The following is a 25421-nucleotide window of genomic DNA, read 5'->3' as shown; positions in this document are numbered from 1 at the left end:
CCCGGCCGTCTCCCGGCCGCCACCCCCGGCGGGCCGCTGCGCGGCGCCGCACCGTCACAATGAGCCCCATGCGTACCGTGACCGCCGTGGCCCATCGCGGCGACCCCTACCGTCACCGTGAGAACACGATCGACTCGCTGCGTTCCGCGCTCCGGCGTGGCGCGGACGCGGTGGAGATCGACGTACGGCTCACCCGGGACGGTGTGCCCGTGCTGCTGCACGACGGGACGCTGAAGCGTCTGTGGGAGCAGGACCGCCCGCTCGCGGCGCTCTCCGCGGACGAGGTGCGGGGCCTGACGGCGGGCGGTGTGCCGACGCTGGCGGACGCGCTCGCGGCGACCGACGGCAGCCGGGTGATGATCGACCTGCCGGGCGGCCCCTCGTCCCGGGCCGTACGCCGGATCGTCGACATCGTGCGGGACTGCGGGGCGGCGGAGCGCGTGTACTACTGCGCGGGAGCCGAGACCATGCTGGCGGTGCGCGCCGCCGACCCCACGGCGGAGATCGCCCTGACCTGGACGACCCTCGCCCCGCCGCGGCCCGCGCTGCTCGACGCGGTGCGCCCGCGCTGGCTCAACTACCGCTTCGGCCTGGTCGACCAGGACCTGGCGGCCCGGGTGCACCGGGGCGGCCATCTGCTGTCCGTGTGGACGCCGGACACCCGCCGCTCGATGCGGCGCCTGCTCGCGACAGGCGTGGACTCCATCACCACCAACCGCATCGACGCGCTGCATGCGCTGCGCCGGCCCGCGGGCGGCTACACGCGCGAGCGCTGAGGGACCGTGGCCGGGTCGGCCGGGAGGGAGCGGGTGGCGTACTGGGGCACCGGTGCGGTGTCCTCGCCGTTGTCGCGGACCAGGCCGTAGCGGATCGCGCCCCGGGCGGGCCCGGTCATGACGTCCTTGTGGACCTCGTCCCAGCTGGACGGGAAGACGATCAGGCCGTAGTCGCAGCCCCGTTCGTTCTGGGTGAGGGTGACGGAACCGTCCAGGTAGAAGTACTCGTTCTGCCACATCTGCTGGGTGCCGGCCGGCAGGACGGCGTACCCGATGGCCGGTCCGCCCATCCCGGTGGCGTATCCGTTCGGGCTGCCCGGCAGCGGGTCGTCCATGCGGCGCCCACCACCGGACGCGACGTGGAACAGCTTGCCCTCGAGCCCGGTCCAGGTCGGCATGACCAGGGCGCCGGGCCGGTTCTTCGGGGAGATCTGCCAGCGCACCAGGACGTATCCCCGGCCCTTGAGCATGACGCTCTCCCCGCGGTGCTGCAGGACGGCCTTCGGACCTCCGCTGCTGGTGATCCCGGATTCGGGGCGGTGCGGCAGCGCTCCCGGCGGGATGTTCGCGGGGGGCGCGCTGTCGACGGAGTCGACGACGGTGCCGTACAGGTCCACGGTCCTCGACGGTGCCGGGCTCGCCGTCGAGGGGGAGGGCAGGAGGCTCGGCGGGGTGTGCGCGGGCGGGCGGGCCGTGCTCGCCGCGGTGGGTGCGATCCGAGGGGCGGGCGGCGCCTGTGGCGTTCGGGTCACGACGTACGCGCCGCCCGCGGCGATCGTCGCGCCCGCCGTGACGACGACGGCGGGCTTGGTGAGCGCGCCGAGCACCTTGGCGGACCAGCCGACGGAGACGGCCGCCACGGACGTCTTGCCGCCCAGCGCCAGCGACAGGGCGAAGCCGGCCGGGACGGGGACGAGCGCGATCCCGGCGAGCAGCCGTTCGGCGGGCACGACGGCCTTCTCGACCCCGGCGCAGACCGGACAGCCGCGGATGTGCCGGGCCAGCCGCTTGCGCCACACGGAGCCGGGACGGCCGTCCCAGCGGGCGGTGACGGCGGCCAGCTCGGGGCAGGCGCCCTCCAGCGCCCGTACGATGCCGCGCGCCACCTCCAGGCGCGCCTTCATCCGCTGCACCCGGACGGCGGCGTGCTGGCGGCTGATGCCGACGGCGGCGGCCAGCTCCCGGCGGGTGAGTTCGCCCGCGACCTCAAGCCACCACAGCGACAGCAGCTGCCGGTCCTCGTCGTCGAGCCAGCGCACCGCCTCCGCGACCTCGCGCCGCTGTCCCTCCAACTGCAGGCGCAGCACCGTGAGTTCGGCGAAGTCGGCGGCCCGGTCCCCCGCGTCCCCGGCCAGCGGCTCGGACGTCCTGCGGCGCGCCCGCTCCCGTATCTGCCGCATGGCGATGGCGACCAGCCAGGAGCGGAAACTGTCCGGATCGCGCAGGGCGCCGATGTTGCCGACGGCGCGCAGCATCGTCTCCTGCACGACGTCGTCGACGTCGGCATGGCCGTTGAGCGCGCGGCCGACGATGTTGTAGACGAGCGGCAGCCAGCCCGCGACCAGCTCGTCCAGCGCATGCCGGTCACCGGCCTGCGCCGCCGCGATGGTGGAACGCCACTGCCGGGTGTCCACGTGCGTCCCCTCCCTGGTCGTCGTACCGCCCTGCGGACGTACAGCCTCAGCCACGGCCGGGATCCACGGGACGGGCGGTCCACGACGGCTCACGGCGAAACGCCGGATGTCCGTCGATACCGGGACGGGCCATCGGTCGTGGCCGGCGGTGGGGGCGGGTGCGGTCGCCGTGCCCATGCCTCACGCGGTTCGCTCCTGTGCGTCGGGATCCGGGGCGCTGAGGGAGACGGAGGGGCGGGGGCCGGGATAACAGTTTTTCGGGCGCGACGCGGACCACACGCTCCCGCGCTCCCGTGCCGGGCCGGCTCCGTCCCCTAGGGGCGCCCCCCGGCCCCATGCCCGGGGCCGTGCCCTCCTTCGAGAGGATCCCCCACCGCCTGAAGGGTCCGCAGGATGATCACCGACATCCCCTCGATCAGGGAGCATCCCATGCAGTCACGTCCGACCGCCGTCGCCCTCGCCACCGCCCTCACCGTGAGTCTGACCGCCCTCCCCCTGGCGGGAGTCGCCTCCGCCCACTCCGCGGCCGCGGCATCCGCGGCACGGATGATCCCGGCGTCCGCGACCGAGGGACCCGACACCGAGGCGCTGCGCGCCGCGATCGCCGGGCTGCCCGACCACGACGCCACCGCCGCGCTCATCCGCGTGGGCGGCAAGGGCAGTTGGCGCGGCGTCGCGGGGGTGCGCGATGTCCGGACGGGGGCGCCGGCGTTGGACGACGCCCGCTTCCGGGCCGGTTCGGTGACCAAGGTAGTGACCGCGGCGATCGTGCTGCAGCTCGCCGCCGAGGGGCGGATCGGCCTGGACGGAACCGTGCAGCAGTATCTGCCCGGGCTGCTGACCAGGGACTTCGAGCCCATCACCGTACGGCAGTTGCTCAACTACACGAGCGGACTGCAACCGGGAGCGTCCCTCGGGGAGACGGTCGAGGAGGGATACGCGCACCGCTTCGAGACGCTGACACCACGTCAGGTCGTAGCGGCCTCGGCCGCCAAGGGCCCGGAGTTCGCGCCTGGCACACAACAGGACTACTCCAACATCCACTACACCGTCCTCGGCATGCTGATCGAGAAGATCACCGGCGACTCGTACGCGCACCAGGCGGCCGTACGGATCTTCCGGCCGCTCGGCATGCGGAACACCTCGTTCCCGAACGGGTCCGATCCGCGCATCCACGGTCCGCACAACCGCGGATACGACTGGATCGACGGCAGGCTGGTCGACGTGACCGACTGGAACATGTCCGACCGGTGGGCGGCCGGCGACATGATCTCGACGACCGCCGACCTGGAACGGCTGCTGGTGGCGCTGTTCCGCGGCCGCGTCGTGCCCGGACCGCAGCTGAAGGAGATGTTCACGCTCCCCGACGTGCCGGGGGCGCGGTACGGGGCGGCGCTGGAGCGGTTCGAGCTGAACGGCAGGGTGATCTGGGGCAAGACGGGCTCCCGCCCCGGCTACGCCACGGTGATCGCCGCCACCCGCGACCTGTCCCGGACCCTCGTCTACTCCGTCAACGCCACCGACGCGAAGGGCGACGGCGCGGCCGTCGCGCAGCGGTTCGGGTTCCCCGCGTTCAACCGCTGACGTTCGTCCCGGGCTCCCGCAGCCGGCGCTCCCGGCCGCGCCATGGGCGGCCGGGTCGGGGCAGGTGGATGGGGCAGGGGCGCGGGCGCAGACGGCCGGAGGCCGGGGCCCGGACCGGAGCCCGGGCCGGCCATCTCGCCCGCGGCGGCGCCCGGCGCCGCTCTCCCGGCCGGCCTCCACCGCCCACGGACGGCCGTCCTGTGCGGGCCCCCGGCCCCGCCGCTCTCGCCCACCGTCGCCCGGCCACGTGCGGGCCGCGCTCGGCCTGACGCCTTCCGGGCAGGCCACGGCCCCGGGCGGGAACCCTCGCCCGGGGCCGTGCGTTCGCGCCGCCCGGAGGCCTACGCGTCGAGCGACGTCATCACGTGCTTGATCCGCGTGTAGTCGTCGAAGCCGTACGCCGACAGGTCCTTGCCGTAGCCGGACTTCTTGAAGCCGCCGTGCGGCATCTCCGCGACCAGCGGGATGTGCGTGTTGATCCACACGCAGCCGAAGTCGAGGGCCTTGGACATACGCATCGCGCGCGCGTGGTCCTTGGTCCACACCGAGGAGGCGAGGGCGTAGTCGACGCCGTTCGCGTACTCGACGGCCTGCTCCTCGTCGGAGAACGACTGCACGGTGATGACCGGGCCGAAGACCTCGTTCTGGATGATCTCGTCGTCCTGCTTGAGGCCCGAGACGACGGTCGGGGCGTAGAAGTAGCCCTTGTCGCCGACCGGGTGGCCGCCGGCCTCGACCTTGGCGTGGGCGGGCAGGCGCTCGATGAAGCCGGTGACCTGCTTGAGCTGGTTCGGGTTGTTCAGCGGGCCGTAGAGCACGTCCTCGTCGTCCGGCTGCCCGGTCTTCGTCTCGGAGGCGGCCTTGGCGAGCGCGGCCACGAACTCGTCGTGGATCGACTCGTGGACGAGGACGCGGGTGGCGGCCGTGCAGTCCTGGCCGGCGTTGAAGAAGCCCGCGACCGAGATGTCCTCGACGGCCTTGGCGATGTCGGTGTCCTCGAAGACGACGACCGGCGCCTTGCCGCCCAGCTCCAGGTGGACGCGCTTGAGGTCCTTGGACGCGGACTCGGCGACCGACATGCCGGCGCGAACGGAGCCGGTGATGGAGGCCATCGCCGGGGTCGGGTGCTCCACCATCATGCGGCCGGTGTCCCGATCGCCGCAGATGACGTTGAAGACGCCCTTGGGCAGGATCGAACCGATGATGTCGGCGATCAGGACGGTGGACGCCGGGGTGGTGTCCGACGGCTTCAGCACGACGGTGTTGCCCGCCGCGATCGCCGGGGCGAACTTCCACACGGCCATCATCATCGGGTAGTTCCACGGCGCGACCTGCGCACAGACGCCGACCGGCTCGCGGCGGATGATCGAGGTCATGCCCTCCATGTACTCGCCGGCCGAGCGGCCCTCGAGCATCCGGGCGGCGCCCGCGAAGAAGCGGATCTGGTCGATCATCGGCGGGATCTCCTCCGACCGGGTCAGCCCGATCGGCTTGCCCGTGTTCTCGACCTCGGCCGCGATCAGTTCCTCGGCGCGCTCCTCGAACGCGTCAGCGATCTTCAGCAGGGCCTTCTGCCGCTCCGCGGGCGTGGTGTCGCGCCAGCCGGGGAAGGCCGCCGCGGCGGCCGCCATCGCGGCGTCGACGTCCGCCTGCCCGGACAGCGGGGCGGTCGCGTACGCCTCGCCGGTCGCGGGGTTGACCACCTCAGTGGTCCGTCCGTCGGCGGCGTCTCGGTATTCGCCGTCGATGTAGTTGCGCAGACGACGCAGCTCGGTGCTCACTGCGGGCCCTCCAAGTTCGGGTGTCCAATCGCTGAGACACCCACCCTAGTCCGAAGGCCGACGTTTACAACACCCTCGATTGCGCCAGTACTGCGAAATCCGCAGACTTGGATCACAGAAACAACGAATTTCATCGATCCTGCCTTGCGGAACTGTCGATACGTCGTGCACAGTGAGGTCGTGGCCAGTCGAAGCGCAGACCAGAGGGACTCCCGCGAGTCCAAGAACGGCACACCCCAGCTGGACGCCGTCTCCCTCGCCATCGTCGAACAGCTCCAGGAGGACGGCCGCCGGCCGTACGCCGCGATCGGCAAGGCCGTCGGCCTGTCGGAGGCGGCGGTACGCCAGCGCGTCCAGAAACTGCTCGACCAGGGCGTGATGCAGATCGTCGCCGTCACGGACCCGCTCACCGTGGGCTTCCGCCGGCAGGCGATGGTCGGGGTGAACGTCGAGGGCGACGTGGAGTCCGCGGCCGACGCGCTGGCCGCGATGGACGAGTGCGAGTACGTCGTGATGACCGCGGGCTCCTTCGACCTCCTGGTGGAGATCGTCTGCGAGGACGACGACCACCTGCTGGAAGTCATCAACAAACGCATCCGGGCCGTCCCGGGAGTGCGCTCCACCGAGAGCTTCGTCTACCTCAAGCTGAAGAAGCAGACCTACATGTGGGGAACCCGATAGCCGTGAGTACCAAGGACCTCAGCAAGACCGCGTACGACCACCTGTGGATGCACTTCACCCGCATGTCCTCGTACGAGAACGCGCCCGTCCCCACCATCGTCCGGGGCGAGGGCACCTACATCTACGACGACAAGGGCAAGCGCTACCTCGACGGGCTCGCCGGTCTGTTCGTGGTCCAGGCGGGCCACGGCCGCACCGAACTGGCGGAGACGGCGTTCAAGCAGGCCCAGGAGCTGGCGTTCTTCCCGGTGTGGTCCTACGCCCACCCCAAGGCCGTCGAGCTCGCGGAGCGGCTCGCCGACCACGCGCCGGGCGACCTGAACAAGGTCTTCTTCACCACCGGCGGCGGCGAGGCGGTCGAGACCGCCTGGAAGCTCGCCAAGCAGTACTTCAAGCTGGTCGGCAAGCCCACCAAGCACAAGGTCATATCCCGCGCGGTCGCCTACCACGGCACCCCGCAGGGCGCCCTGTCCATCACCGGCCTGCCGGGCCTGAAGGCCCCCTTCGAGCCCCTGGTTCCGGGCGCGCACAAGGTGCCGAACACCAACATCTACCGGGCCCCGATCTTCGGCGACGACCCGGAGGCCTTCGGCCGCTGGGCCGCCGACCAGATCGAGCAGCAGATCCTCTTCGAGGGCCCGGACACGGTCGCCGCGGTCTTCCTGGAGCCGGTGCAGAACGCCGGCGGCTGCTTCCCGCCGCCGCCCGGCTACTTCCAGCGGGTGCGCGAGATCTGCGACCAGTACGACGTACTGCTGGTCTCCGACGAGGTCATCTGCGCCTTCGGCCGCCTCGGCACGATGTTCGCGTGCGACAAGTTCGACTACGTCCCGGACATGATCACCTGCGCCAAGGGCATGACCTCGGGCTACTCCCCCATCGGCGCGTGCATCGTCTCCGACCGCCTCGCCGAGCCGTTCTACAAGGGCGACAACACCTTCCTGCACGGCTACACGTTCGGCGGCCACCCGGTCTCCGCCGCGGTGGGCCTGGCCAACCTCGACCTGTTCGAACGCGAGGGCCTGAACCAGCACGTGCTGGACAACGAGGCCGCGTTCCTCTCCACCCTGCAGAAGCTGCACGACCTGCCGATCGTCGGTGACGTCCGCGGCAACGGCTTCTTCTACGGCATCGAGCTCGTCAAGGACAAGGCGACCAAGGAGTCCTTCGACGAGGAGGAGACCGAGCGCGTCCTGTACGGCTTCCTGTCCAAGGCGCTGTTCGACAACGGCCTGTACTGCCGCGCCGACGACCGCGGCGACCCGGTCGTCCAGCTCGCCCCGCCGCTGATCTCGAACCAGGAGACCTTCGACGAGATCGAGCAGATCCTGCGCGCCACCCTCACGGAGGCATGGACCAAGCTGTGACCCGTCGATGCGGGGTTCATCCTCCCGGATGATCGGCAACGGCCCCGGGCCACCCGTTCGAGTGAGAAACGGGGGTCCGGGGCCGTTCGCTGTCCGGGCTCACGGGTTCCGCCTGCTTAGCGTGCGAGGTGACCGATCGCCCTTGCCATCGTTCGCCCGAACGGGTCCCCCGGACGGGGATCGGCACGGGAAAACGGATCAGAACCGAGGTGTACGCGATGGTGGCCCCGCCGGACAACGACGTGCTCTGGGCACGCGCCCTGCACTTCCAGCACAACGGCTCACCCGCGCTGCGCGGGGTCTCCCTCGGGGTGCGCGAGGGTGAGATCCTGGCCGTCACCGGCCCGCGCGGCAGCGGCAAGACGACCCTGCTGCAGTGTCTGGCGGGGCTGCTGCCCGCCCAGCAGGGCGAGGTCTGGTTCAACAGCACGCCCGTGCACACCATGGGCCCGATCACCCGCGAGAGGCTGCGGCGCGACCGGTTCGGCTGGATCGACCCGGTGCCGATGCTGGTCCCCGAGCTGAACGCCTGGGAGAACGCGGCGCTGCCGCTTCTGCTGCGCGGCACCAGCCGCCGCCGCGCCAAGACCGCCGCGCTCGAGTGGCTGGAACGCCTCGACATCGGCGACAGCGCCCGCAAGCGCCCCCATGAGCTGACCCAGGCGCAGCGGCAGCGGGTCGCCGTCGCCCGGGCGCTCGCCACCTGCCCGACCGTGCTCTTCGCGGACGAGCCAACCGCCTCCCTGCACCGCGCCGACGGCGCCCAGGTGCTGCGCACGCTCACCACGGCGGCCCGCTCACACGGCATCACCGTCGTCATCGCCACCCACCCGGCCCAGGCCGCGGGCCTCGCCGACCGGACGGTGTCGCTGCTGGACGGGCGGCGCGTGAACACCGTCCACCTGCCACCGGTTTCCGAGACGGAAGGCCGTCAGACGTGCTCGCTCTCCGCCTAGCCCGCGGGGCGCGCCCCCTGGTCCAGTTCCGCCGGCTCCTGGTCGTCGCGGCCTCCGCGGGCACGGGCTTCCTGCTGCTGTTCACGCTGGGGTACGCGCTGGGGCACCCGGAGGCGGCGGACGGCTCGACACTGCGGCTCGCCTGGTGCCTCGCGCCGATCGCGGCCACCGTGTACCTCGCGGTGGCCGTGGCCCGCACGGACCCCGGCACCCGTCCACGGTCCGGTCTGGCGGCGATCGGCCTCGGCCCGGCCCGGCTGATGGCCCTTTCGGCGACCACCACGGCCCTCACGACCTCGCTCGGCTCGCTGCTGGCCCTGCTGGGCTTCCTGCACTTGCGCGGCGACCCGACGGGGATGCCGTTCGACGGCGCGGCGTCGGACCTCCTCGCCGCCGACCAGCCCCTGCCCGTCCCCGCGGCGCTCACGCTGCTGGCGCTGGTGCCGTTCACGGCGTCCGTGGCGACCGCGGTGGCGCTGCGCCCGCGAGGCGAACGGCCACCGCGCCGCGGCGACGCCGACACCGAGGCCGACGACTCCCCCGAGATGCCGGCCGAGGATGCGGTACCAGAGCCTCCCACCGCCCCCGAGCCCACCCCCGGCGGCCTGCCCTGGGGTGTGGCCGCGCTCGCCGCGGGGTTCGCCGTCGAGGCGCACGCGAGCCGGCCGGGCCCGGCGCCGAGTGCTCCGCTGCCCGGCGGGCTCACGGGCGGGCCCGTGGCGGTGCTCGCGGGCTGGGCGCTGACCGCTCTGGGGCTCGCGCTGGCCGGCCCCGCGCTGACGCATCTGTGCGGGTGGCTGCTGCAGGCGGTGCGCCCGGGTGCCGTGCGGCTGCTGGCCGGGCGCGGTCTGCAGGAGGAGGCACGGCGGATCGGCCGGCCGCTCGGGGTGGTGTGCGCGGTGGCTTCGGGTTTCTACGCCATGGCGGCGCTGTACGCCGACACGCGCCCGTCCCCGGGACCGCTGACGACGCTGGGCGCGGCGGTGGTGGGGGGCTGCGCGGTCGCGGCCTTGGCGACGGCCGCGGTCGAGGCGAGGCAGGCGCGTACCGACACGGTCGCCGCGCTGGTGCGGCTCGGCGCCCCGGCCACCGTGCTGCGCACCGCGGCACTGCTGCGCGCGGGCGCTCTGGCGGTGGTGTTCACGCCGCTGACCTGGGTCGTCGCGGAGCTGGCGGCGATGCCGCTGACGGGCTGAGAGCATCCCGGAAGGTTTTTTCGCGAGCGGCGATGAGTTTCGCATCGGCGCGCGGTCCATCTCTGCGTACGGCTCATCCGCCACGTTGAAAGAGAGGCCGCCCATGTACCAGCAGATGATCTTCGTGAACCTGCCCGTCGCCGACGTCGAGACGTCGAAGAAGTTCTTCACGGAGCTGGGCTACGCCATCAACCCGCAGTTCACGACGGACGACTGCGCCTGCGTCGTGATCAGCGACACCGTCATCGCGATGCTGCTGAGCCACCGGCACTACGCCAACTTCACCAAGAAGGAGATCGCGGACGCCACCAGGACCAGCGAGGTGCTGCTGTGCCTGAGCGCCGAAAGCCGCGAGAAGGTCGACGAGTTGGTCGACCGGGCGGTCGCCGCGGGCGGCACGGAGTCCGGCGAAAGGCAGGACTACGGCCACATGTACGGCCGTGCCTTCGACGACCCGGACGGTCACACCTGGGAGGTCATGTGGATGGACCCGGCGGCGGTGCAGGGCTGAGCACACGCAGGTGAACGGGGGTACTGCGACGGCGGGTTGAGAACGGTTCTGCGGGTTTCAAACACATGGCCGGTTAATGAGCAGGCAAAGACGACCGTCATGCCGGACATCGGCGTTGACAGCACTTAGCTACCGCTTATAAACCTGTGAGCCTCTCGGGGATGTTGTGACGACAGCGCAACATCTCCCGAACCCCCCGCAGTTGCGCATCCCGTGAAGGGCAATCGTGTCCATATCCTCCCGCACCGCTCGAACGGTGCGCATCCTCGGCGTCGCTTCGGCCTCCGCCGCGCTCGCACTCGGCGTCGCCGGCAACGCGCTCGCCTGCAACATCCGTGACTTCTCGGCCGTCGCCTCCTGCGACAGCGGGAAGGGCAGCATCACCGTCACCGACAAGGACGCCTCGCGCAAGGAGGCGACCGTCAGCGTCTACCTGGAAGAGAACGGCGCGGACGCGAAGAAGGTCGGTGAGAAGACGGTCACCGGGTCCAAGGACGGTGCGATCGTCACGTTCTCCGAGGACTGGGCGGCGAACGCCAAGTACCGCGTCCACATCGACGTCGAGGGCATCCTCCACCAGGACCTCGACATCCTGACCACCCCGTCGACGGCCTGCGCCACCTCGGAGACCACACCGCCGGCCTCCGAGTCCACCCCGCCGGCCTCGGGCACCCCGACCCCGTCGGCCACCCCGTCCGCGTCCGCCACGCCGTCACAGGCGGAGAGCACGGCCCCCGCCACGACCGGGGACAACTCCCCCTCGCCCGCGGCGGGCAGCTCCAACCTCGCCGAGACCGGCGCCGGCTCCAACACGCCCATGATCGCCGGTATCGCCGGCGGCCTGGTCGTCATCGGTGGCGGCGCGGTGTTCTTCGGCATGCGCCGCCGCGGCAGCGCATCGAAGGGCAACTGACGCCTCCGCGCCCGTACGCATCGACGGCCCGCCCCTTCTGCCGGGGCGGGCCGTCGTGCGTGCCGCACATCAGTCCGGCTTGCGAACCATGAACACGTCCACCGGATCCTCGCTCTCCACTGTGAACCCGTGCCGCTCGTAGAGCCGTCGGGCGGGACTGCCCTGGAGCACGTTCAACCGGACCAGGACACCGCGGGAGTCACACCGCTCCAGCAGCTCGCGCAGCACGCCCGAACCGATGCCGCTGCCCTGAAGATCGGGCGTCAGGTAGAAGTGCTCGAGCCAGTGGGCGTCCTCGGCCGGTCGCAGTGCCACGCAGCCGGTGAACGCGCCGCCCACCTCGATCACCCATGTGTGGGCCGGGTCGAATCGGTCCCGCAGCCGCTCCCGCACCCGCTGCTCGTCGTACCGTCCGAGCCGTTCCAGGTCCGCCCGCATCACCACGGCACGCAACTCGACCACTGCCTCGACGTCCGAAACCGACGCCGGGCGCATGTCCCACTCCGCCATGATCGCCACCCTAGGTGGCGGACGCGCCTGCGAGCACCACGATTTCCGCTGCGTCGAACACGACCCCGACCTCGTCCCCGGCTTCCGGCGCCGACCGCAGCGGGCAGGCCGCCTCCAGTGCGGGGGCCTCCTCCGGTTGCAGGCGTACGGCGACGTGGGTGCCGCGGAACGTCCGGGCGGTCACGGTGCAGCCCAGGCCCTCGGTGGGGTCGGTCAGCCGTACGCCCTCGGGACGCACGAGCAGCGTGCCGGGCCCCTGCGGGGAGCCTTCCGGGACCGGCAGCTTGCCCCACGGGGTGTCCGCGGCCTCACCGGCGACGGTCGCCTCCACCACGTTGTCGAAGCCGAGGAAGCGCGCCACGAACTCGTTCGCGGGCCGCTGCCACACCTCGAGCGGCGTACCCGACTGGGCGATCCGCCCGTCGCGCATCACCACGACCCGGTCGGCGAGCGCGAAGGCCTCGCCCTGGTCGTGGGTGACGGCGAGCACGGTCGTGCCCAAGCGGCCGAACAGGTCGCGCAGTTCGACGACGAGCCGCTCGCGCAGGGACCGGTCGAGCTGGCCCAGCGGCTCGTCCAGCATCAGCAGCCGTGGCCGGGGCGCGAGGGCGCGGGCGAGCGCGACGCGCTGCTGTTCGCCGCCGGAGAGCTCCGACACCGCCCTGCGCGCGGCCCCCGGAAGTCCGACCAGGTCGAGCAACTCCGCTGTGCGTGCCTCCCGTTCGGTACGCGCGGTTTTGTGCATGCGCAGCCCGAAGGCGACGTTCCCGCCGACGTCCCGCTGCGGGAACAGCTGATGGTCCTGGAACATCAGGCCCACCCCGCGCCGGTGCGCGGGCACCCCGTCCAGGTCACGGCCGTCGAGGAACACCCGCCCCCCATCGAGGGGTTGCAGCCCGGCCACCGTCCGCAGCAGCGTCGACTTGCCGCTGCCGCTCGGCCCGAGCACGCACACGATCTCCTGCTCGGCGACCTCGAGGTCCACTCGGTCGAGCGCGGTGCGCCCGTCGAAGCGCACGGTCGCGCCTTGCAGCGTGAGCATCGTCAGAACTCCCCCGTCCGATCGGTCCGCAGCCTCTCCAGGACGCCCAGCGCCACCGCGCACACCACCATCAGAATCGTCGACAGGGCCATCGCCTGCCCGTAGTTGAGGTCGCCGGGCCGCGCGAGCAGCCGCGCCACGGCCACCGGCAGCGTGGGGTTGTCGGGCCGCGCGATGAACACGGTCGCCCCGAACTCGCCCAGCGACACGGCGAACGCGAACCCGGCCGCGATCAGCAAGGCGCGCCGCACCATCGGCAGATCGACCTCGCGCCACACCCGCCACGGCGACGCGCCGAGCACGGCGGCCGCCTCCCGCAGCCGTTCGTCCACGGCCCGCAGCACCGGCAGCATGGTGCGCACGACGAAGGGGGCGCCCACCAGCGCCTGCGCGAGCGGCACCAGGATCCAGGAGCCGCGCAGGTCCAGCGGCGGTTTGTCGAGCGCGATGAGGAAGCCGAACCCGACGGTCACCGCGGACACGCCGAGCGGCAGCATCAGCAGCGCGTCGAAACCCCGTACGAGCCGGCCGGCGTCCCTGCGGGTGAGGGCCGCGGCGGCGAGCGAACCGATCAGTACCGCGATGAGGGTGGCCGCGACGGCGTACTGGAGGGAGTTCACGATGGCGTCGACGGGCGGGACGAGGAAGGTGCTGTCGTCGGTGCGGGTCAGCGCCTTGTAGTAGGCGAAGCCGGGCACGTCGAGCGAGCGCTGGACGAGGACGGCGAGCGGCAGGACGAGCAGGAGGGCGACGGTCGCGAGGACCGCGCCGAGCAGCGCCCACTGTGCGGCCCCGCGCGGCCTGCGCGCCGTGCGCGACGGGTCGACCAGCTTCAGCGCGCTCTCCCGGCGGCGCACCGTCCAGGCGTGCACCCCGAGGATCGCGCCCACCGCGGCGAACTGGACGATCGTCAGCACGGCGGCGGTGGACAGGTCGAAGATCTCCGAGGTCTGCCGGTAGATCTCCACCTCGAGGGTGGAGAAGGTGGGGCCGCCGAGGATCTGCACCACTCCGAAGGAGGTGAAGGTGAACAGGAACACCATCAGCGCGGCGGCGGCCACCGCCGGTGCGAGCGCGGGCAGCGTCACCGTCCGCCAGGCCGTGAGCCGGGAGGCGCCGAGCACGCGCGCGGCCTCCTCCTGGCGGGGGTCGAGCTGCGCCCACAGCCCGCCGACCGTGCGGACGACGACGGCGTAGTTGAAGAAGACGTGGGCGAGCAGGATGGCCCACACGGTGGTGTCGAGCCGTACGCCCCACAGGTCGTCGAGGAGTCCGCCGCGCCCCACCAGCGCCAGGAAGGCGGTGCCGACGACGACCGTGGGCAGCACGAACGGGACGGTGACGACGGCGCGCAGCACGTGCCTGCCCGGGAAGTCATAGCGCGCGAAGACGTACGCGCCGGGCAGCGCGATCAGCAGGGTCAGAGCGGTGGACGCGAGCGCCTGCCAGGTGGTGAACCACAGCACGTGCCGCATGTCCGGCTCGGCGAGCACGTCCACGACCCGCCCGAGCCTCCACACCCCGTCCGCCTTCAGACCACGTGCGACGATCGCGGCGACGGGGTAGGCGAAGAGGACCGCGAAGAACGCGACGGGCAGGGCCATCAGCCCGAGCCGCGCCGCGTTCCCCCGCCTGCGTGGGGTCACTTCAGTACGAGCGACGTCCACGACTTGACCCATTGGTCACGGTTGGCGGCGATCTTCGTGGGGGCCATGGTCTCGGGGTCCTTGGCCGCGGGCCCGTACTCGGTGAACTCCGCGGGCACCTTCGCTCCCTCGACCACCGGGTAGACGAACATGTTGAGCGGCATGTCCTCCTGGAACCTCCTGCTGATCAGGAAGTCGAGGAACGCCTTGCCGCCCTTGGTGTTGTGCGCGTTGCTCAGCAGACCGGCGAACTCGATCTGGCGGAAGCAGGTGCCGGTGGCGACACCGGTCGGCGCGGTCTTGGGCCGGGGGTCGGCGTAGACGACCTCGGCGGGCGGCGAGGAGGCGTAGGAGACGACGAGCGGCCGGTCGCCCTTGGCCTTCTTGCCGCCGGCGGAGCCGGAGAACTCCTCGTTGTAGGCCTGCTCCCAGCCGTCGACCACCTTCACGCCGTTGGCCTTGAGCTTCTTCCAGTAGTCCGGCCAGCCCCCGTCGCCGTACTTCGCGGCGGTGCCGAGCAGGAAGCCGAGGCCGGGCGAGGACGTGGAGGCGTTCTCGGTGACGAGGAGGTTCTTGTACTCGGGCTTGACGAGGTCGTCGAAGGACGCCGGCGGGGTCAGCTTGTGGTCGGCGAAGTACTTCTTGTCGTAGTTGACGCAGATGTCGCCGTAGTCGATGGGCGTGACCCGGTGCTTGTCCCCGTCCAGCCGGTACGGGGAACCGACCTGGTCGAGGCCCTTGGCCTCGTACGGCTGGAAAAGGCCGTTGTCCAGCGCCCTGGACAGCAGGGTGTTGTCGACGCCGAAGAAGACGTCGCCCTGCGGGTTGTCCTTGGTGAGGATCGCCTTGTTGACGGCCTGGCCCGCGTCGCCGTCCTTGAGGACCTTGACGGTGTAGCCGGACTCCTTCTCGAACGCCGCGATGACGCTCTTGGAGGCGGCCCACGAGTCATGGCTGACGAGGGTCACGGTCTTGGAGTCGCCGCTGCCGTTCCCGCTTCCGGAACCGGACGACCCGCACGCGGACAGCGTGACCATGCCCAGTCCGACGGCCACGGCCGCCCACTGCTTACCGGTGATGCTCAACTGGATTCCTCCTGGGGGTGACCAGGAAGAGACGCGGCCCTGCCCCGGACCTCGGGGGTCCCGGGCAGGGCGCAACAGCTCGAGTGAAGACCGAACTCCCTACCCAGAATGACCTGGGCGAGGTTCAGAGGGTCTGCGGTCGCTACCGCACTCTCAGCGCTGTGGCGCTCCCCTGTCGGAATATGAAGATGTACGTACTGACTGACGGCCCTCAGACTACCGCTCGGTGGCGGCGAGCTGACCGCACGCCCCGTCGATCTCCTGACCCCGGGTGTCCCGGATCGTCACCGGCACACCGTGGGCGGCGATCGCCTCGACGAACGCCTTCTCGTCCTCGGGGCGGGAGGCGGTCCACTTGGAGCCGGGCGTCGGGTTCAGCGGGATCAGGTTGACGTGCACGGGCTTGCCCTTGAGCAGCCGGCCCAGCAGATCACCGCGCCACGCCTGGTCGTTGATGTCCCGGATGAGGGCGTACTCGATGGACAGCCGGCGTCCGGACTTCTCGACGTAGTCGAACCCGGCGTCGAGGACCTCGCGCACCTTCCACCGCGTGTTGACGGGGACGAGGGTGTCGCGCAGCTCGTCGTCCGGGGCGTGCAGGGAGATGGCGAGACGGCACTTGAAGCCCTCGTCGGCGAACCGGTGGATGGCCGGCACCAGTCCCACGGTGGAGACGGTGATGCCGCGCTGCGAGAGGCCGAGCCCGTCCGGCGCGGGGTCGGTGAGGGCGCGGACGGCGCCGACGACCCGCTTGTAGTTCGCGAGGGGCTCGCCCATGCCCATGAAGACGATGTTGGACAGCCGCGCCGGGCCGCCGGGGATCTCGCCGTCGCGCAGCGCCCGCATGCCGTCCACGATCTGGTGCACGATCTCGGCGGTCGACAGGTTGCGGTCCAGGCCCGCCTGGCCGGTGGCGCAGAACGGGCAGTTCATGCCGCAACCCGCCTGCGAGCTGATGCACATGGTGACCCGGTCCGGGTAGCGCATCAGCACGGACTCGACGAGCGTGCCGTCGAACAGCCGCCACAGCGTCTTACGGGTGGTGCCCTGGTCCGTCGCCAGATGCCGGACGACCGTCATCAGCTCCGGCAGCAGCGCCTCCTGGAGCTTGCCACGGGAGGGCGCGGGGATGTCGGTCCACTGCTCCGGGTCGTGCGCGAACCGCGCGAAGTAGTGCTGCGAGAGCTGCTTGGCGCGGAACGGCTTCTCGCCGATCGCGGCGACCGCCTCCTTGCGCTCGGCGGGCGAGAGATCAGCGAGATGCCGCGGCGGCGTCTTGGCTCCGCGCGGCGCGACGAAAGTGACTTCTCCGGGCTTGGGCATGGTCCTCCCAGTGTCTCAGATCCACTGGTGTGGCCCGCGACCGAAGATGCACGGGGCCGCGAGGGCCGGTTCGGTCTCCTGCCGCCGGCCCGTGTGCTCCGTCAGGTGGTGGCGGTGGTGCGGATGGCCGCGATGTCGAACTGGAGGCGGACCTTCTCGCTCACCATGGCGCCGCCCTCGGCGAGCCTGGCGTTGTAGGTCAGGCCCCAGTCGGAACGGTTGATCGTGGTGGTGCCGTCGAAGCCGACGCGCTCGTAACCGAACGGGTCCGTCACATGGCCGATGTAGGTGAGCTCCAGGTCCACGGGACGGGTGGTGTCCTTGATGGTGAGGTCACCGGTCATGCGGTAGACGTCCCTGCCCGCGAGGTGCACAGCGGTACTGGTGAAGATCATCCGCGGGTAGGTCGCGGAGTCCAGGAAGTCGCGGCCGACCAGGTGCGCGTCGCGTTGCTCGACACCGGTGTCGACGCTGGCGGTGAACAACGCGATGTCGGCACGGGAGCGGGCCGGGTCGCGGCCGTCGAAGTAGAGGCGGCTGTCGTACTGCGTGAAGGCGCCGCGCACCGTCGTCACCATGGCGTGCCGCACGGAGAACCCGATCCTGCTGTGCGCGGGGTCGATCATCCACTCGCCGGTGAGCGCCTGCAGGGCGGGATCAGGCAGAACGCCGGCACCGGTATGCGCCGGGGCGGCGGGGCTCAGTGGGGCACCAGGGGCCACGGGTGCGGCGGGAGCCGCCGCGCGTCGGAGTGGAGAGCTGCGGCCGAAAAGGTTCATGACGCATGTAGTTATGTCAGGTGGACCGGCGCCCGCAAGGGCTGGTCAGGAAACCCGACCCTTCATCGGCAGACCTTCACAGGTGGGCGCATCCGCTGGGTGTCGACATGGCAGAGGGGCCCACCGCCCTGTGGACGACGAGCCCCGTGCCGGGACAGCGCAGGTCAGGCCGACCCGACGAAGATCACCATCAGCAGCCACACCACCGGCGCCGTCGGCAGCAAGGAATCGAGGCGGTCCATGATGCCCCCGTGGCCCGGCAGCAGCGTGCCCATGTCCTTGATGCCCAGGTCTCGTTTGATCATGGACTCGCCGAGGTCGCCGAGGGTGGCGCTGGCCGCGACCGCGAGCCCCAGCAGCAGGCCCTGCCACCAGGAACCGCCGTCGATCAGGAACTGCATGCACAGGGCGCCCGCGCCCATCGCGAAGGTGACCGCCCCGATGAGACCCTCGCGAGTCTTGCCGGGACTGATGCGCGGGGCCAGCTTGTGCCGGCCGAAGCGCCACCCGATGGCGTACGCGCCCGTGTCGCTGACGACCGTCAGGAGCAGGAAGGTCAGCACGCGCTGCGGGCCGTCGCCGGCCGTGAGCATCATGGCGACGAACGTGGCCAGGAACGGCACGTAGAAGGCTGCGAAGACGCCTGCCGTGACGTCCCGGAGGTAGCCGTCCGGCGGTTCCGTCATGCGCCACACCAGGGCCGCGAGCGAGGTCAGCGCCATCGCCACCCAGGCTCCCTCGGCGCCCCGCACATACCCGGCGACGACCATCGCCGCGCCGCCGACCGCGAGCGGCACCAGCGGCGCCTTGATGCCTTTGCGTTCCTCCAGCCGCTTCGTCAGCTCCCACAGGCCCACCACCACGGCGACTGCTATGACGCCGACGAACACGGCCTTGACGATGAACAACGAGGCGACGATCACGACGCCGAGCCCGACGCCGACCCCTATGGCCGCGCCCAGGTCACGGCCCGCACTCTTCTTCTGAGGTGCGGCTGCCGGCTGCGGGGCGTCGGGCATGGGCTCCGTATTCTGCGGCGCCGCCCACGGGGACGGCACCTGCGGCGTCTCGTCGCGGAACAAGGGGCCGCGTCGACGGGCGGCGACCCCCCGGTCGTCATCCTGGTCTCCGCCGGGCGCGGGTACCTCGGGCACGATGGGCATGGGGCGAGTCTGCTGGGCGTCATGCGCATCGTACGCGGGACCCGCCGGGCCGACGCCCTGGCCAGGCCCCTGCTCGGTGGGCCCCCAGTACCCGGCCTGTGGCGGCGCCCCCCAGGAAGAGTCGTTCATCAGACCTCGAGGAGCTCCGCTTCCTTGTGCTTGAGCAGCTCGTCCACCTGCGCGACGTACTTCGCGGTGGTGTCGTCGAGCTCCTTCTCCGCACGGCGGCCCTCGTCCTCGCCGACCTCGCCGTCCTTGACGAGCTTGTCGATGGCGTCCTTCGCCTTGCGGCGCACGGAGCGGATCGAGACCTTGGCGTCCTCGCCCTTGCCCTTGGCGACCTTGATGTACTCGCGGCGCCGCTCCTCGGTGAGCTCGGGGAACACCACACGGATGATGTTGCCGTCATTGCTCGGGTTGACGCCCAGGTCGGAGTCGCGGATCGCCTGCTCGATGTTGCGCAGTGCGCTCTTGTCGAACGGCGTCACCACGGCCATACGCGGTTCCGGCACCGAGAACGAGGCCAGCTGGTTGATCGGCGTCGGTGCGCCGTAGTAGTCGGCCACGATCTTGTTGAACATCGCCGGGTGCGCACGACCGGTGCGGATCGCGGCGAAGTCCTCCTTGGCGACCACGACGGCCTTCTCCATCTTCTCCTCGGCCTCGAGGAGGGTCTCTTCGATCACCACTTGCTCCTGCGTGTCTTGAGTAGGCCCGGCAACGGTCCTCATCGGTCTGCGGCCGGCTGCGTCGCGTCTTCTTCCTGCACGGTTCCCGACCGGCAGGACATTGTCCATCCCTCGGTCAGGGTCCCTCGCCCGGACGGGGTTCACCCCCGACGGGTCTGCCTCCGGTCACTCCCGGCCGCCTTGGTCACCCACGAGTGTGCCGATCTTCTCACCCTTGACCGCCCGGGCGATATTGCCCTCAGCCAGCAGCTCGAAGACGAGGATGGGCAGCTTGTTGTCCCGGCACAGCGTGATCGCGGTCATGTCGGCGACCTTCAGATCGCGGGTGATGACCTCGCCGTAGCTGAGCGAGTCGAACTTGACGGCCTCGGGGTTGGTCTTCGGGTCGGAGTCGTAGACGCCGTCCACACCGTTCTTACCCATCAGCAGCGCCTCGGCGTCGATCTCGAGGGCGCGCTGGGCGGCGGTCGTGTCGGTGGAGAAGTACGGCATGCCCATACCGGCACCGAAGATGACCACGCGGCCCTTCTCCAAGTGACGCACGGCGCGCAGCGGGATGTACGGCTCGGCGACCTGGCCCATGGTGATGGCGGTCTGCACGCGCGAGTCGATGCCCTCCTTCTCCAGGAAGTCCTGGAGGGCGAGGCAGTTCATGACCGTGCCCAGCATGCCCATGTAGTCGGAGCGGGCCCGGTCCATGCCGCGCTGCTGGAGTTCCGCGCCGCGGAAGAAGTTGCCGCCGCCGATGACGACGGCGATCTGGGATCCGTCGCGCACCACGGCGGCGATCTCACGGGCGATGGCGTGCACCACGTCCGGGTCGACACCCAGTCCGGTGCCGCCGGAGAACGCCTCTCCGGACAGCTTCAGCAGGAACCGGCCGCGAACTTTGCCGTCGTCGCTCTTCTCGGCCTTGGTGGTCATGGAGATCTCCTCGTGGTGCACATACGAAGAAGGCCATTGCCGGTGGGGCGTGTTTCGCATCCCATGCGCGGCAATGGCCTCCTCGTCAGATCTGCTGTCGTCCGCCACACGCGTGTGCGGGTCGGCCTACGCGATTGCGCAGACGACTGCTTTCGACCCTACCGGGGTCGCGCGTCGATCGCGGTCCGGACTCAGATGCCGACCTTGATGCGCGTGAAGCGCTTCAGGGTGACACCGGCCTCTTCCAGGACCTTCTGGACGGACTTCTTGTTGTCCAGCGCGTAGGGCTGGCCGAGCAGCGTGGCGTCCTTGAAGAAGCCGTTGAGGCGACCCTCGACGATCTTCGGCAGGGCGGCCTCGGGCTTGCCCTCGGCGCGGGTGGTCTCCTCGGCGATGCGGCGCTCGGACTCCACGACCTCGGCCGGGACGTCCTCCTTGGAGAGGTACTTCGGCGCGAAGGCGGCGATGTGCTGGGCGACGCCCTTGGCGACCTCGGCGTTCGGCTTGTCGAGCTCGACGAGCACACCGATCTGGAACGGCAGGTCGGGCATCGTGCGGTGCATGTACGCCGACACGTAGCCGTCGGCGAACTGCGCGAAGCGGTCGAGGACGATCTTCTCGCCGAGGTTGGCGTTGGCCTCGTCGACGAACGCCTGCACGGTCTTGCCGGGCTCGATCTCGGAGGCGAGCAGGGCCTCGAGGTCGGCCGGGGAGGTCTTGGCGACGTGCTCGGCGATCGCCTGGGCGACGGCCTGGAACTTCTCGCCCTTGGCGACGAAGTCGGTCTCGCACTTCAGCTCGACGAGGACACCGGAGGAGTTGTCGTCGGCGATGATGGAGACCACGGCGCCGTTCTCGGCGGAGCGGCCCTCGCGCTTGGCGACGCCCTTCTGGCCCTTGATGCGGAGCGCCTCGACGGCCTTGTCGACGTTGCCCTCGGCCTCGTCCAGCGCCTTCTTGCAGTCCATCATGCCGGCGCCGGTGAGCTCACGGAGCTTCTTGACGTCGGCGGCGGTGTAGTTCGCCATGATTCTGTGAATCTCTTCTCGGAGTTCGAAGTCTCGAAGCGGCGGCCGCCGACCCGGGGCGGGCGGCCGCCGAAGATCTACGGGCTACGGAGATCTGCTGCCGGTGAAGATCCGCCGATGCGGATCCGTCGGCCTGAAGCAGATCTAAGGGCTGCGGATGAACGGCGGGTGGCGCTCACGGCGCCGCCCGCCCTCACATCAGCCGAACGGCCCTGAAGTTCAGGCCTGCTCGCCCTCGGCGGCCGGAGCCTCCGCAGCCGGAGCCTCGGCAGCCGGAGCCTCGGCGGCCGGAGCCTCGGCCGGCTTCTCGGCCTCGGCGGCGGGGGCCTCCTCGGCCTTCTTCTCGCCCTCGAGCAGGTCACGCTCCCACTCGGCGAGCGGCTCGCCGGCGGCCTTCTCGCCCTTGCCCTCGGCGGCCACGCCGGAACGGGCGATGAGGCCCTCGGCGACCGCGTCGGCGATCACACGGGTGAGCAGGGTGACGGAGCGGATCGCGTCGTCGTTGCCCGGGATCTTGTAGTCGACCTCGTCGGGGTCGCAGTTGGTGTCGAGGATGGCGACGACCGGGATGTTGAGCTTCCGGGCCTCACCGACCGCGATGTGCTCCTTCTTGGTGTCCACGATCCAGACGGCGCTCGGCACCTTCTGCATCTCGCGGATACCGCCGAGGGTCTTCTCCAGCTTGGCCTTCTCGCGGGAGAGGACCAGGAGCTCCTTCTTGGTCAGACCGGAGGACGCGACGTCCTCGAAGTCGATCTGCTCGAGCTCCTTCAGGCGCTGCAGACGCTTGTAGACGGTCGAGAAGTTGGTGAGCATGCCGCCCAGCCAGCGCTGGTTGACGTACGGCATGCCGACGCGGGTGGCCTGCTCGGCGATGGCCTCCTGCGCCTGCTTCTTCGTGCCGACGAACATGACCGTGCCGCCGTGGGCGACGGTCTCCTTGACGAACTCGTAGGCGCGGTCGATGTACGACAGCGACTGGAGCAGGTCGATGATGTAGATGCCGTTGCGCTCGGTGAAGATGAAGCGCTTCATCTTCGGGTTCCAGCGACGGGTCTGGTGACCGAAGTGGACGCCGCTCTCCAGCAGCTCCCGCATCGTGACGACGGCCATGGCCGTTCTCCTTGTGTTTTCTCGGTTGTCCCTGACGCCCGCGTGCGCCGTGCCGCGAAGGACCGAGGAGGCGCTGACACCGGCCCGTGAGGGCCCGTTGTCGGGGCGTGCGAAGTCGACCCGGTGACCCGGATCGCCACAAGAAGTGTACGGGACCGCCGGGGCGGCGGGTGACGCCGCTGTCCACAACCGGGCAGTTGTCCACAGGTTCCGGCAGGCCCGGCCCGTCCTCCGGCACGGTACTCCCATGCGAACGAAACGATCTGTGCGGACATGGCCGACGGCACTGCTGCTGGTCACGGCCGGGGTCCCGGCCTCGGCAGCGTGGGCGGGCGGCTGGCCTTCGGCGGCGGTGCCGATGCCGGCCCGCGGACCGTCGGCAGCGGTGCCTGCGGCGGCCCGGGGACCCTCGCCGGGGACGCCTGCGCCGGACCCCGGCAGCTCGGTGCCGGCCGTGGGCCGACTCTGGCCGGTGGGTGTGCGCCCCATGGTGGTACGGGGCTGGGAACCCCCGGCGACTCCGTACGGCCCGGGCCACCGCGGCGTCGACCTGGCGGCAGCCGCAGGCGATCCGGTACGAGCGGTCGCCGCCGGGCGGGTGACGTTCGCGGGCCGGGTGGCGGGACGGGGCGTGGTCTCGGTCGACCTGACGGGCACCGGCGACCCACCCCTGCGCACGACGTACGAGCCGGTGCGCGCGTCGGTACGGGAAGGGGACGAGGTGGCCCCGGGCGACGTCCTGGGCGTGCTGGAACCGTCGACGGCCCACTGCCCGGGCCCCTGCCTGCACTGGGGCCTGCGCCGAGGGGACACGTACCTGGACCCGCTGTCGCTCCTGCCACCGTGGCTGCTGCATGCGGGGCCGTCTCGGTTGCTGGCCGTGGAGGGGGTGCCTGTGCCGGAATCGGTGTTTGTGCCGGTGCCGTAGGTGGGGCTGTGGGCGGGGGCTTGGGTGGTGGGGGTGGGGAGGGAGGGGGGAGGGGGAGGCCCCCCCAAGGAGTGAAATTCAGCCCCGAACGCCGCGCAGCGTCATCGCCACCGCCACCTCCGTGATCGCCGCCGGATCCTCCGCCGCGCCCAGTTCGATCCGCCGTACCGCCGCGTCGACCACGCCTTGGAGCAGCATCGCGGCCAGTCGGGGTTCGCGGTGGCCCATGTCGCGCAGGGCTTCGACGATCATCGCGACGAGCCCGCCGTGCGCCGCCCTGATCTTCTCGCGGGCCCCGGCGTCGAGTTCGCTGGCCGAGATGGCCACCACGGCCCGGTGGCGCCGGTCCCCCACGAGCGCGAGCTGCTGTCGTACGTACGCTTCGATCTTGGCCTCGGGGCCTTCCGCCGACGCCATCGCGGCTTCGACCTCCGCGGCCCACACGGGGAAGTCGACCGCGCAGAGTTCCTCGACGACGGCCGCGCGGGAGCGGAAGTACTCGTAGACGGAGGAGCGGGCGAGGCCCGTGCGCTCGGCGAGGGCCGGGAAGGTCAGTGCCTCCGTCCCTCCCTCGGACAGCAGGGACCGTGCCGCGTCCAGCAGGGCGGCTCGCTGCATCGACCGGTGCTCGGCCACGGAGGCCGCTCGAATCCTTGGCACGTCCCCCACTGTACGGACGGACCGCCGGTGACGGCAGTCACTCGCGCCACACGCGCCGTTGACGGGATCGCGCCTCAGCGGCCGAAGGCGGCCAGCTTGGCGCGCAGCTGCAGGACCGACTTCGTGTGGATCTGGCTCACGCGGCTCTCGGTCACGCCGAGCACGTTGCCGATCTCGGCGAGGGTGAGTCCCTCGTAGTAGTAGAGCGTGACCACGGTCTTCTCCCGCTCGGGCAGCGTGTTGATGGCTCGGGCCAGGAATCTCCGCAGTTCCCGGTCCTCGGCCACCTCGACCGGGTTGTCGGCGGCGGTGTCCTCCAGCGTGTCCATGAAGCTCAGCCCGTCGCCGTCCTCACCGCCCACGTGCAGCAGTTCCTCCAGGGCGACCACGTTCGCGAGTGACAGCTGGCTGAAGACGGCATGGAGCTCCTCCACGCCGATGCCCATCTCGGCGGCCACCTCCGCCTCGGTCGGGGTCCGCCTCAGGCGCGCCTCCAGGGTCGCGTACGCCCGCTCCACGCTGCGCGCCTTCTGCCGTACCGATCGTGGGATCCAGTCCAGCGCCCGCAGTTCGTCGATCATGGCGCCCCGGATCCGGGTGATCGCGTACGTCTCGAACTTGATCTCCCGGTCGATGTCGAACTTCTCGATCGCGTCGATCAGCCCGAAGACCCCCGATGACACGAAGTCGGCCTGGTCCACGTTGGCCGGCAGGCCCACGCTCACCCGGCCGGCCACGTACTTCACCAACGGTGAGTAGTGCAGGATCAGCTGCTCCCGCAACCGCTCGTCCCCCGTCTCCTTGTACGACCGCCACAACTCGTCGAGCGTCGAGGGAGCGGGCGGGCGCACGCTGCCGCCGTCACGGGCGGCTGGGGGGTGCGCCGCCCGGTCGGACCCGGAGGTGTGCTGGGGCATTCGTTGCCTTGTGCCGTTCTGCCGTGAACTGGTGATGCCTGGGGAGCTGTCGGTCTGGTGTCGAGATGGCCTGTCTGAGTCGGAACCTCGTGAGCGTAGCGTGACTGTGGTGTCGCAGTGTGCGAAGGGCAGCGGATCACCCGTGCGCGAACGGGCCGTGTGGGGCGGTTGCCGCGGGTGCCGTGGTAGCCCTCTGTGATCGCTGGAAAGGGTCA

At 70.9% G+C, this 25421-nt stretch carries 24 protein-coding genes and 1 riboswitch; of the genes, 9 read left to right on the top strand and 15 right to left on the bottom strand.

Going from position 1 to position 25421, the window contains the following annotated elements:
• The first annotated feature begins 68 nt into the window (after positions 1-68).
• Positions 69-776 (top strand): glycerophosphodiester phosphodiesterase, encoded by a 708-nt coding sequence (locus SY2F82_RS31970; RefSeq protein WP_200422645.1) that lies wholly within the window; start codon positions 69-71, stop codon positions 774-776.
• Here SY2F82_RS31970 and SY2F82_RS31965 read toward each other — a convergent pair.
• Positions 758-2410, bottom strand: coding sequence for an RNA polymerase sigma factor (locus SY2F82_RS31965; protein WP_236041919.1), 1653 nt, complete (start codon positions 2408-2410; stop codon positions 758-760). The genes SY2F82_RS31970 and SY2F82_RS31965 overlap by 19 nt on opposite strands.
• Before the next feature lie 429 nt (positions 2411-2839).
• Between SY2F82_RS31965 and SY2F82_RS31960 the strand changes: the two genes are divergently transcribed.
• Positions 2840-3994 (top strand): serine hydrolase, encoded by a 1155-nt coding sequence (locus SY2F82_RS31960; protein WP_200422643.1) that lies wholly within the window; start codon positions 2840-2842, stop codon positions 3992-3994.
• A 341-nt stretch (positions 3995-4335) separates the two neighbouring features.
• Here the strand turns inward: SY2F82_RS31960 and SY2F82_RS31955 are convergent, their stop codons facing one another.
• Positions 4336-5775, bottom strand: a complete 1440-nt coding sequence (locus tag SY2F82_RS31955) for a gamma-aminobutyraldehyde dehydrogenase (RefSeq protein WP_200422642.1) — start codon at positions 5773-5775, stop codon at positions 4336-4338.
• A gap of 165 nt (positions 5776-5940) precedes the next feature.
• Between SY2F82_RS31955 and SY2F82_RS31950 the strand changes: the two genes are divergently transcribed.
• The 6 genes from SY2F82_RS31950 to SY2F82_RS31925 all read left to right on the top strand — a co-directional run bounded on the left by SY2F82_RS31950 (position 5941) and on the right by SY2F82_RS31925 (position 11399).
• A complete protein-coding gene (locus SY2F82_RS31950) occupies positions 5941-6456 on the top strand; it encodes an Lrp/AsnC family transcriptional regulator (protein ID WP_200422641.1) in 516 nt (171 codons plus the stop codon).
• The gene (locus SY2F82_RS31945; RefSeq protein ID WP_374707220.1) at positions 6441-7823 is read left to right on the top strand and encodes an aspartate aminotransferase family protein; all 1383 of its coding nucleotides are present in this window, start codon (positions 6441-6443) and stop codon (positions 7821-7823) included. The genes SY2F82_RS31950 and SY2F82_RS31945 overlap by 16 nt, the downstream gene beginning before the upstream one ends.
• A 218-nt stretch (positions 7824-8041) precedes the next feature.
• Positions 8042-8779 carry an ABC transporter ATP-binding protein gene (locus SY2F82_RS31940; protein WP_200422639.1) on the top strand — a complete coding sequence of 246 codons (738 nt, stop codon included), beginning with the start codon at positions 8042-8044 and terminating at the stop codon, positions 8777-8779.
• Positions 8761-9975 carry a hypothetical protein gene (locus SY2F82_RS31935; protein ID WP_200422638.1) on the top strand — a complete coding sequence of 405 codons (1215 nt, stop codon included), beginning with the start codon at positions 8761-8763 and terminating at the stop codon, positions 9973-9975. Before SY2F82_RS31940 ends, SY2F82_RS31935 begins: the two co-directional genes overlap by 19 nt.
• Positions 9976-10078: 103 nt before the next feature.
• Positions 10079-10486, top strand: a complete 408-nt coding sequence (locus SY2F82_RS31930) for a VOC family protein (protein ID WP_200422637.1) — start codon at positions 10079-10081, stop codon at positions 10484-10486.
• A gap of 226 nt (positions 10487-10712) precedes the next feature.
• Positions 10713-11399, top strand: coding sequence for an LAETG motif-containing sortase-dependent surface protein (locus SY2F82_RS31925; RefSeq protein ID WP_200422636.1), 687 nt, complete (start codon positions 10713-10715; stop codon positions 11397-11399).
• Positions 11400-11468: 69 nt separating this feature from the next.
• On the opposite strand, the gene SY2F82_RS31920 is transcribed toward SY2F82_RS31925, so the two are convergent.
• The 11 genes from SY2F82_RS31920 to rpsB form a co-directional block, all read right to left on the bottom strand.
• A complete protein-coding gene (locus SY2F82_RS31920) occupies positions 11469-11909 on the bottom strand; it encodes a GNAT family N-acetyltransferase (RefSeq protein ID WP_200422635.1) in 441 nt (146 codons plus the stop codon).
• Positions 11910-11919: 10 nt separating this feature from the next.
• Positions 11920-12951: an ABC transporter ATP-binding protein gene (locus SY2F82_RS31915; RefSeq protein WP_200422634.1), complete on the bottom strand. Its 1032-nt coding sequence runs from the start codon at positions 12949-12951 to the stop codon at positions 11920-11922.
• A 2-nt stretch (positions 12952-12953) separates the two neighbouring features.
• Complete coding sequence (locus SY2F82_RS31910) at positions 12954-14630, bottom strand: iron ABC transporter permease (protein WP_236041903.1); 1677 nt, start codon at positions 14628-14630, stop codon at positions 12954-12956.
• Positions 14594-15634, bottom strand: a complete 1041-nt coding sequence (locus SY2F82_RS31905) for a thiamine ABC transporter substrate binding subunit (protein WP_374707224.1) — start codon at positions 15632-15634, stop codon at positions 14594-14596. The genes SY2F82_RS31910 and SY2F82_RS31905 overlap by 37 nt, the downstream gene beginning before the upstream one ends.
• A 126-nt stretch (positions 15635-15760) precedes the next feature.
• A riboswitch (TPP riboswitch) is annotated at positions 15761-15866 on the bottom strand.
• A 32-nt stretch (positions 15867-15898) separates the two neighbouring features.
• Positions 15899-17005, bottom strand: coding sequence for a 23S rRNA (adenine(2503)-C(2))-methyltransferase RlmN (rlmN, locus tag SY2F82_RS31900; RefSeq protein WP_200422632.1), 1107 nt, complete (start codon positions 17003-17005; stop codon positions 15899-15901).
• Between the two features lie 101 nt (positions 17006-17106).
• Positions 17107-17784, bottom strand: a complete 678-nt coding sequence (locus SY2F82_RS31895; protein WP_200422631.1) for a YceI family protein — start codon at positions 17782-17784, stop codon at positions 17107-17109.
• Between the two features lie 164 nt (positions 17785-17948).
• Positions 17949-19076: a phosphatidate cytidylyltransferase gene (locus SY2F82_RS31890; RefSeq protein WP_200422630.1), complete on the bottom strand. Its 1128-nt coding sequence runs from the start codon at positions 19074-19076 to the stop codon at positions 17949-17951.
• The gene (gene frr / locus SY2F82_RS31885) at positions 19076-19633 is read right to left on the bottom strand and encodes a ribosome recycling factor (RefSeq protein ID WP_044388432.1); all 558 of its coding nucleotides are present in this window, start codon (positions 19631-19633) and stop codon (positions 19076-19078) included. The genes SY2F82_RS31890 and frr overlap by 1 nt, the downstream gene beginning before the upstream one ends.
• 168 nt (positions 19634-19801) lie before the next feature.
• Positions 19802-20560: a UMP kinase gene (gene pyrH / locus SY2F82_RS31880; RefSeq protein WP_103839950.1), complete on the bottom strand. Its 759-nt coding sequence runs from the start codon at positions 20558-20560 to the stop codon at positions 19802-19804.
• Between the two features lie 191 nt (positions 20561-20751).
• Positions 20752-21588 (bottom strand): translation elongation factor Ts, encoded by an 837-nt coding sequence (tsf, locus tag SY2F82_RS31875; RefSeq protein WP_103839951.1) that lies wholly within the window; start codon positions 21586-21588, stop codon positions 20752-20754.
• Between the two features lie 219 nt (positions 21589-21807).
• Positions 21808-22701, bottom strand: coding sequence for a 30S ribosomal protein S2 (gene rpsB / locus SY2F82_RS31870; protein WP_103839952.1), 894 nt, complete (start codon positions 22699-22701; stop codon positions 21808-21810).
• A gap of 247 nt (positions 22702-22948) precedes the next feature.
• Here rpsB and SY2F82_RS31865 point away from each other — a divergent pair, with 247 nt between their 5' ends.
• A complete protein-coding gene (locus tag SY2F82_RS31865) occupies positions 22949-23629 on the top strand; it encodes a M23 family metallopeptidase (RefSeq protein ID WP_200422629.1) in 681 nt (226 codons plus the stop codon).
• Between the two features lie 78 nt (positions 23630-23707).
• Here SY2F82_RS31865 and SY2F82_RS31860 read toward each other — a convergent pair whose 3' ends face one another.
• Positions 23708-24265 carry a TetR/AcrR family transcriptional regulator gene (locus SY2F82_RS31860; protein ID WP_200422739.1) on the bottom strand — a complete coding sequence of 186 codons (558 nt, stop codon included), beginning with the start codon at positions 24263-24265 and terminating at the stop codon, positions 23708-23710.
• 98 nt (positions 24266-24363) lie between these two features.
• Positions 24364-25206: an RNA polymerase sigma factor WhiG gene (gene whiG, locus SY2F82_RS31855; protein WP_200422628.1), complete on the bottom strand. Its 843-nt coding sequence runs from the start codon at positions 25204-25206 to the stop codon at positions 24364-24366.
• Positions 25207-25421 lie beyond the last annotated feature (215 nt).

Source organism: Streptomyces sp. Y2F8-2 (genome assembly GCF_014905555.1).
Classification (GTDB): domain Bacteria; phylum Actinomycetota; class Actinomycetes; order Streptomycetales; family Streptomycetaceae; genus Streptomyces; species Streptomyces cynarae.
The sequence above is the reverse complement of the archived record's forward strand: the minus strand, read 5'-3'. Positions and strand labels throughout refer to the sequence as shown.

What these genes read in the sequence shown, in the direction of transcription:
- SY2F82_RS31970 (WP_200422645.1), top strand. Translation starts at nt 69, where the DNA reads ATGCGTACCGTGACCGCCGTGGCCCATCGCGGCGACCCCTACCGTCAC.
- SY2F82_RS31960 (WP_200422643.1), top strand. Translation starts at nt 2,840, where the DNA reads ATGCAGTCACGTCCGACCGCCGTCGCCCTCGCCACCGCCCTCACCGTG.
- SY2F82_RS31940 (WP_200422639.1), top strand. Translation starts at nt 8,042, where the DNA reads ATGGTGGCCCCGCCGGACAACGACGTGCTCTGGGCACGCGCCCTGCAC.
- SY2F82_RS31930 (WP_200422637.1), top strand. Translation starts at nt 10,079, where the DNA reads ATGTACCAGCAGATGATCTTCGTGAACCTGCCCGTCGCCGACGTCGAG.
- SY2F82_RS31920 (WP_200422635.1), bottom strand. Translation starts at nt 11,909, where the DNA reads ATGGCGGAGTGGGACATGCGCCCGGCGTCGGTTTCGGACGTCGAGGCA.
- SY2F82_RS31915 (WP_200422634.1), bottom strand. Translation starts at nt 12,951, where the DNA reads ATGCTCACGCTGCAAGGCGCGACCGTGCGCTTCGACGGGCGCACCGCG.
- SY2F82_RS31910 (WP_236041903.1), bottom strand. Translation starts at nt 14,630, where the DNA reads ATGGGTCAAGTCGTGGACGTCGCTCGTACTGAAGTGACCCCACGCAGG.
- SY2F82_RS31905 (WP_374707224.1), bottom strand. Translation starts at nt 15,634, where the DNA reads ATGGTCACGCTGTCCGCGTGCGGGTCGTCCGGTTCCGGAAGCGGGAAC.
- rlmN (WP_200422632.1), bottom strand. Translation starts at nt 17,005, where the DNA reads ATGCCCAAGCCCGGAGAAGTCACTTTCGTCGCGCCGCGCGGAGCCAAG.
- SY2F82_RS31895 (WP_200422631.1), bottom strand. Translation starts at nt 17,784, where the DNA reads ATGAACCTTTTCGGCCGCAGCTCTCCACTCCGACGCGCGGCGGCTCCC.
- SY2F82_RS31890 (WP_200422630.1), bottom strand. Translation starts at nt 19,076, where the DNA reads ATGAACGACTCTTCCTGGGGGGCGCCGCCACAGGCCGGGTACTGGGGG.
- pyrH (WP_103839950.1), bottom strand. Translation starts at nt 20,560, where the DNA reads ATGACCACCAAGGCCGAGAAGAGCGACGACGGCAAAGTTCGCGGCCGG.
- tsf (WP_103839951.1), bottom strand. Translation starts at nt 21,588, where the DNA reads ATGGCGAACTACACCGCCGCCGACGTCAAGAAGCTCCGTGAGCTCACC.
- rpsB (WP_103839952.1), bottom strand. Translation starts at nt 22,701, where the DNA reads ATGGCCGTCGTCACGATGCGGGAGCTGCTGGAGAGCGGCGTCCACTTC.
- SY2F82_RS31865 (WP_200422629.1), top strand. Translation starts at nt 22,949, where the DNA reads ATGCGAACGAAACGATCTGTGCGGACATGGCCGACGGCACTGCTGCTG.
- whiG (WP_200422628.1), bottom strand. Translation starts at nt 25,206, where the DNA reads ATGCCCCAGCACACCTCCGGGTCCGACCGGGCGGCGCACCCCCCAGCC.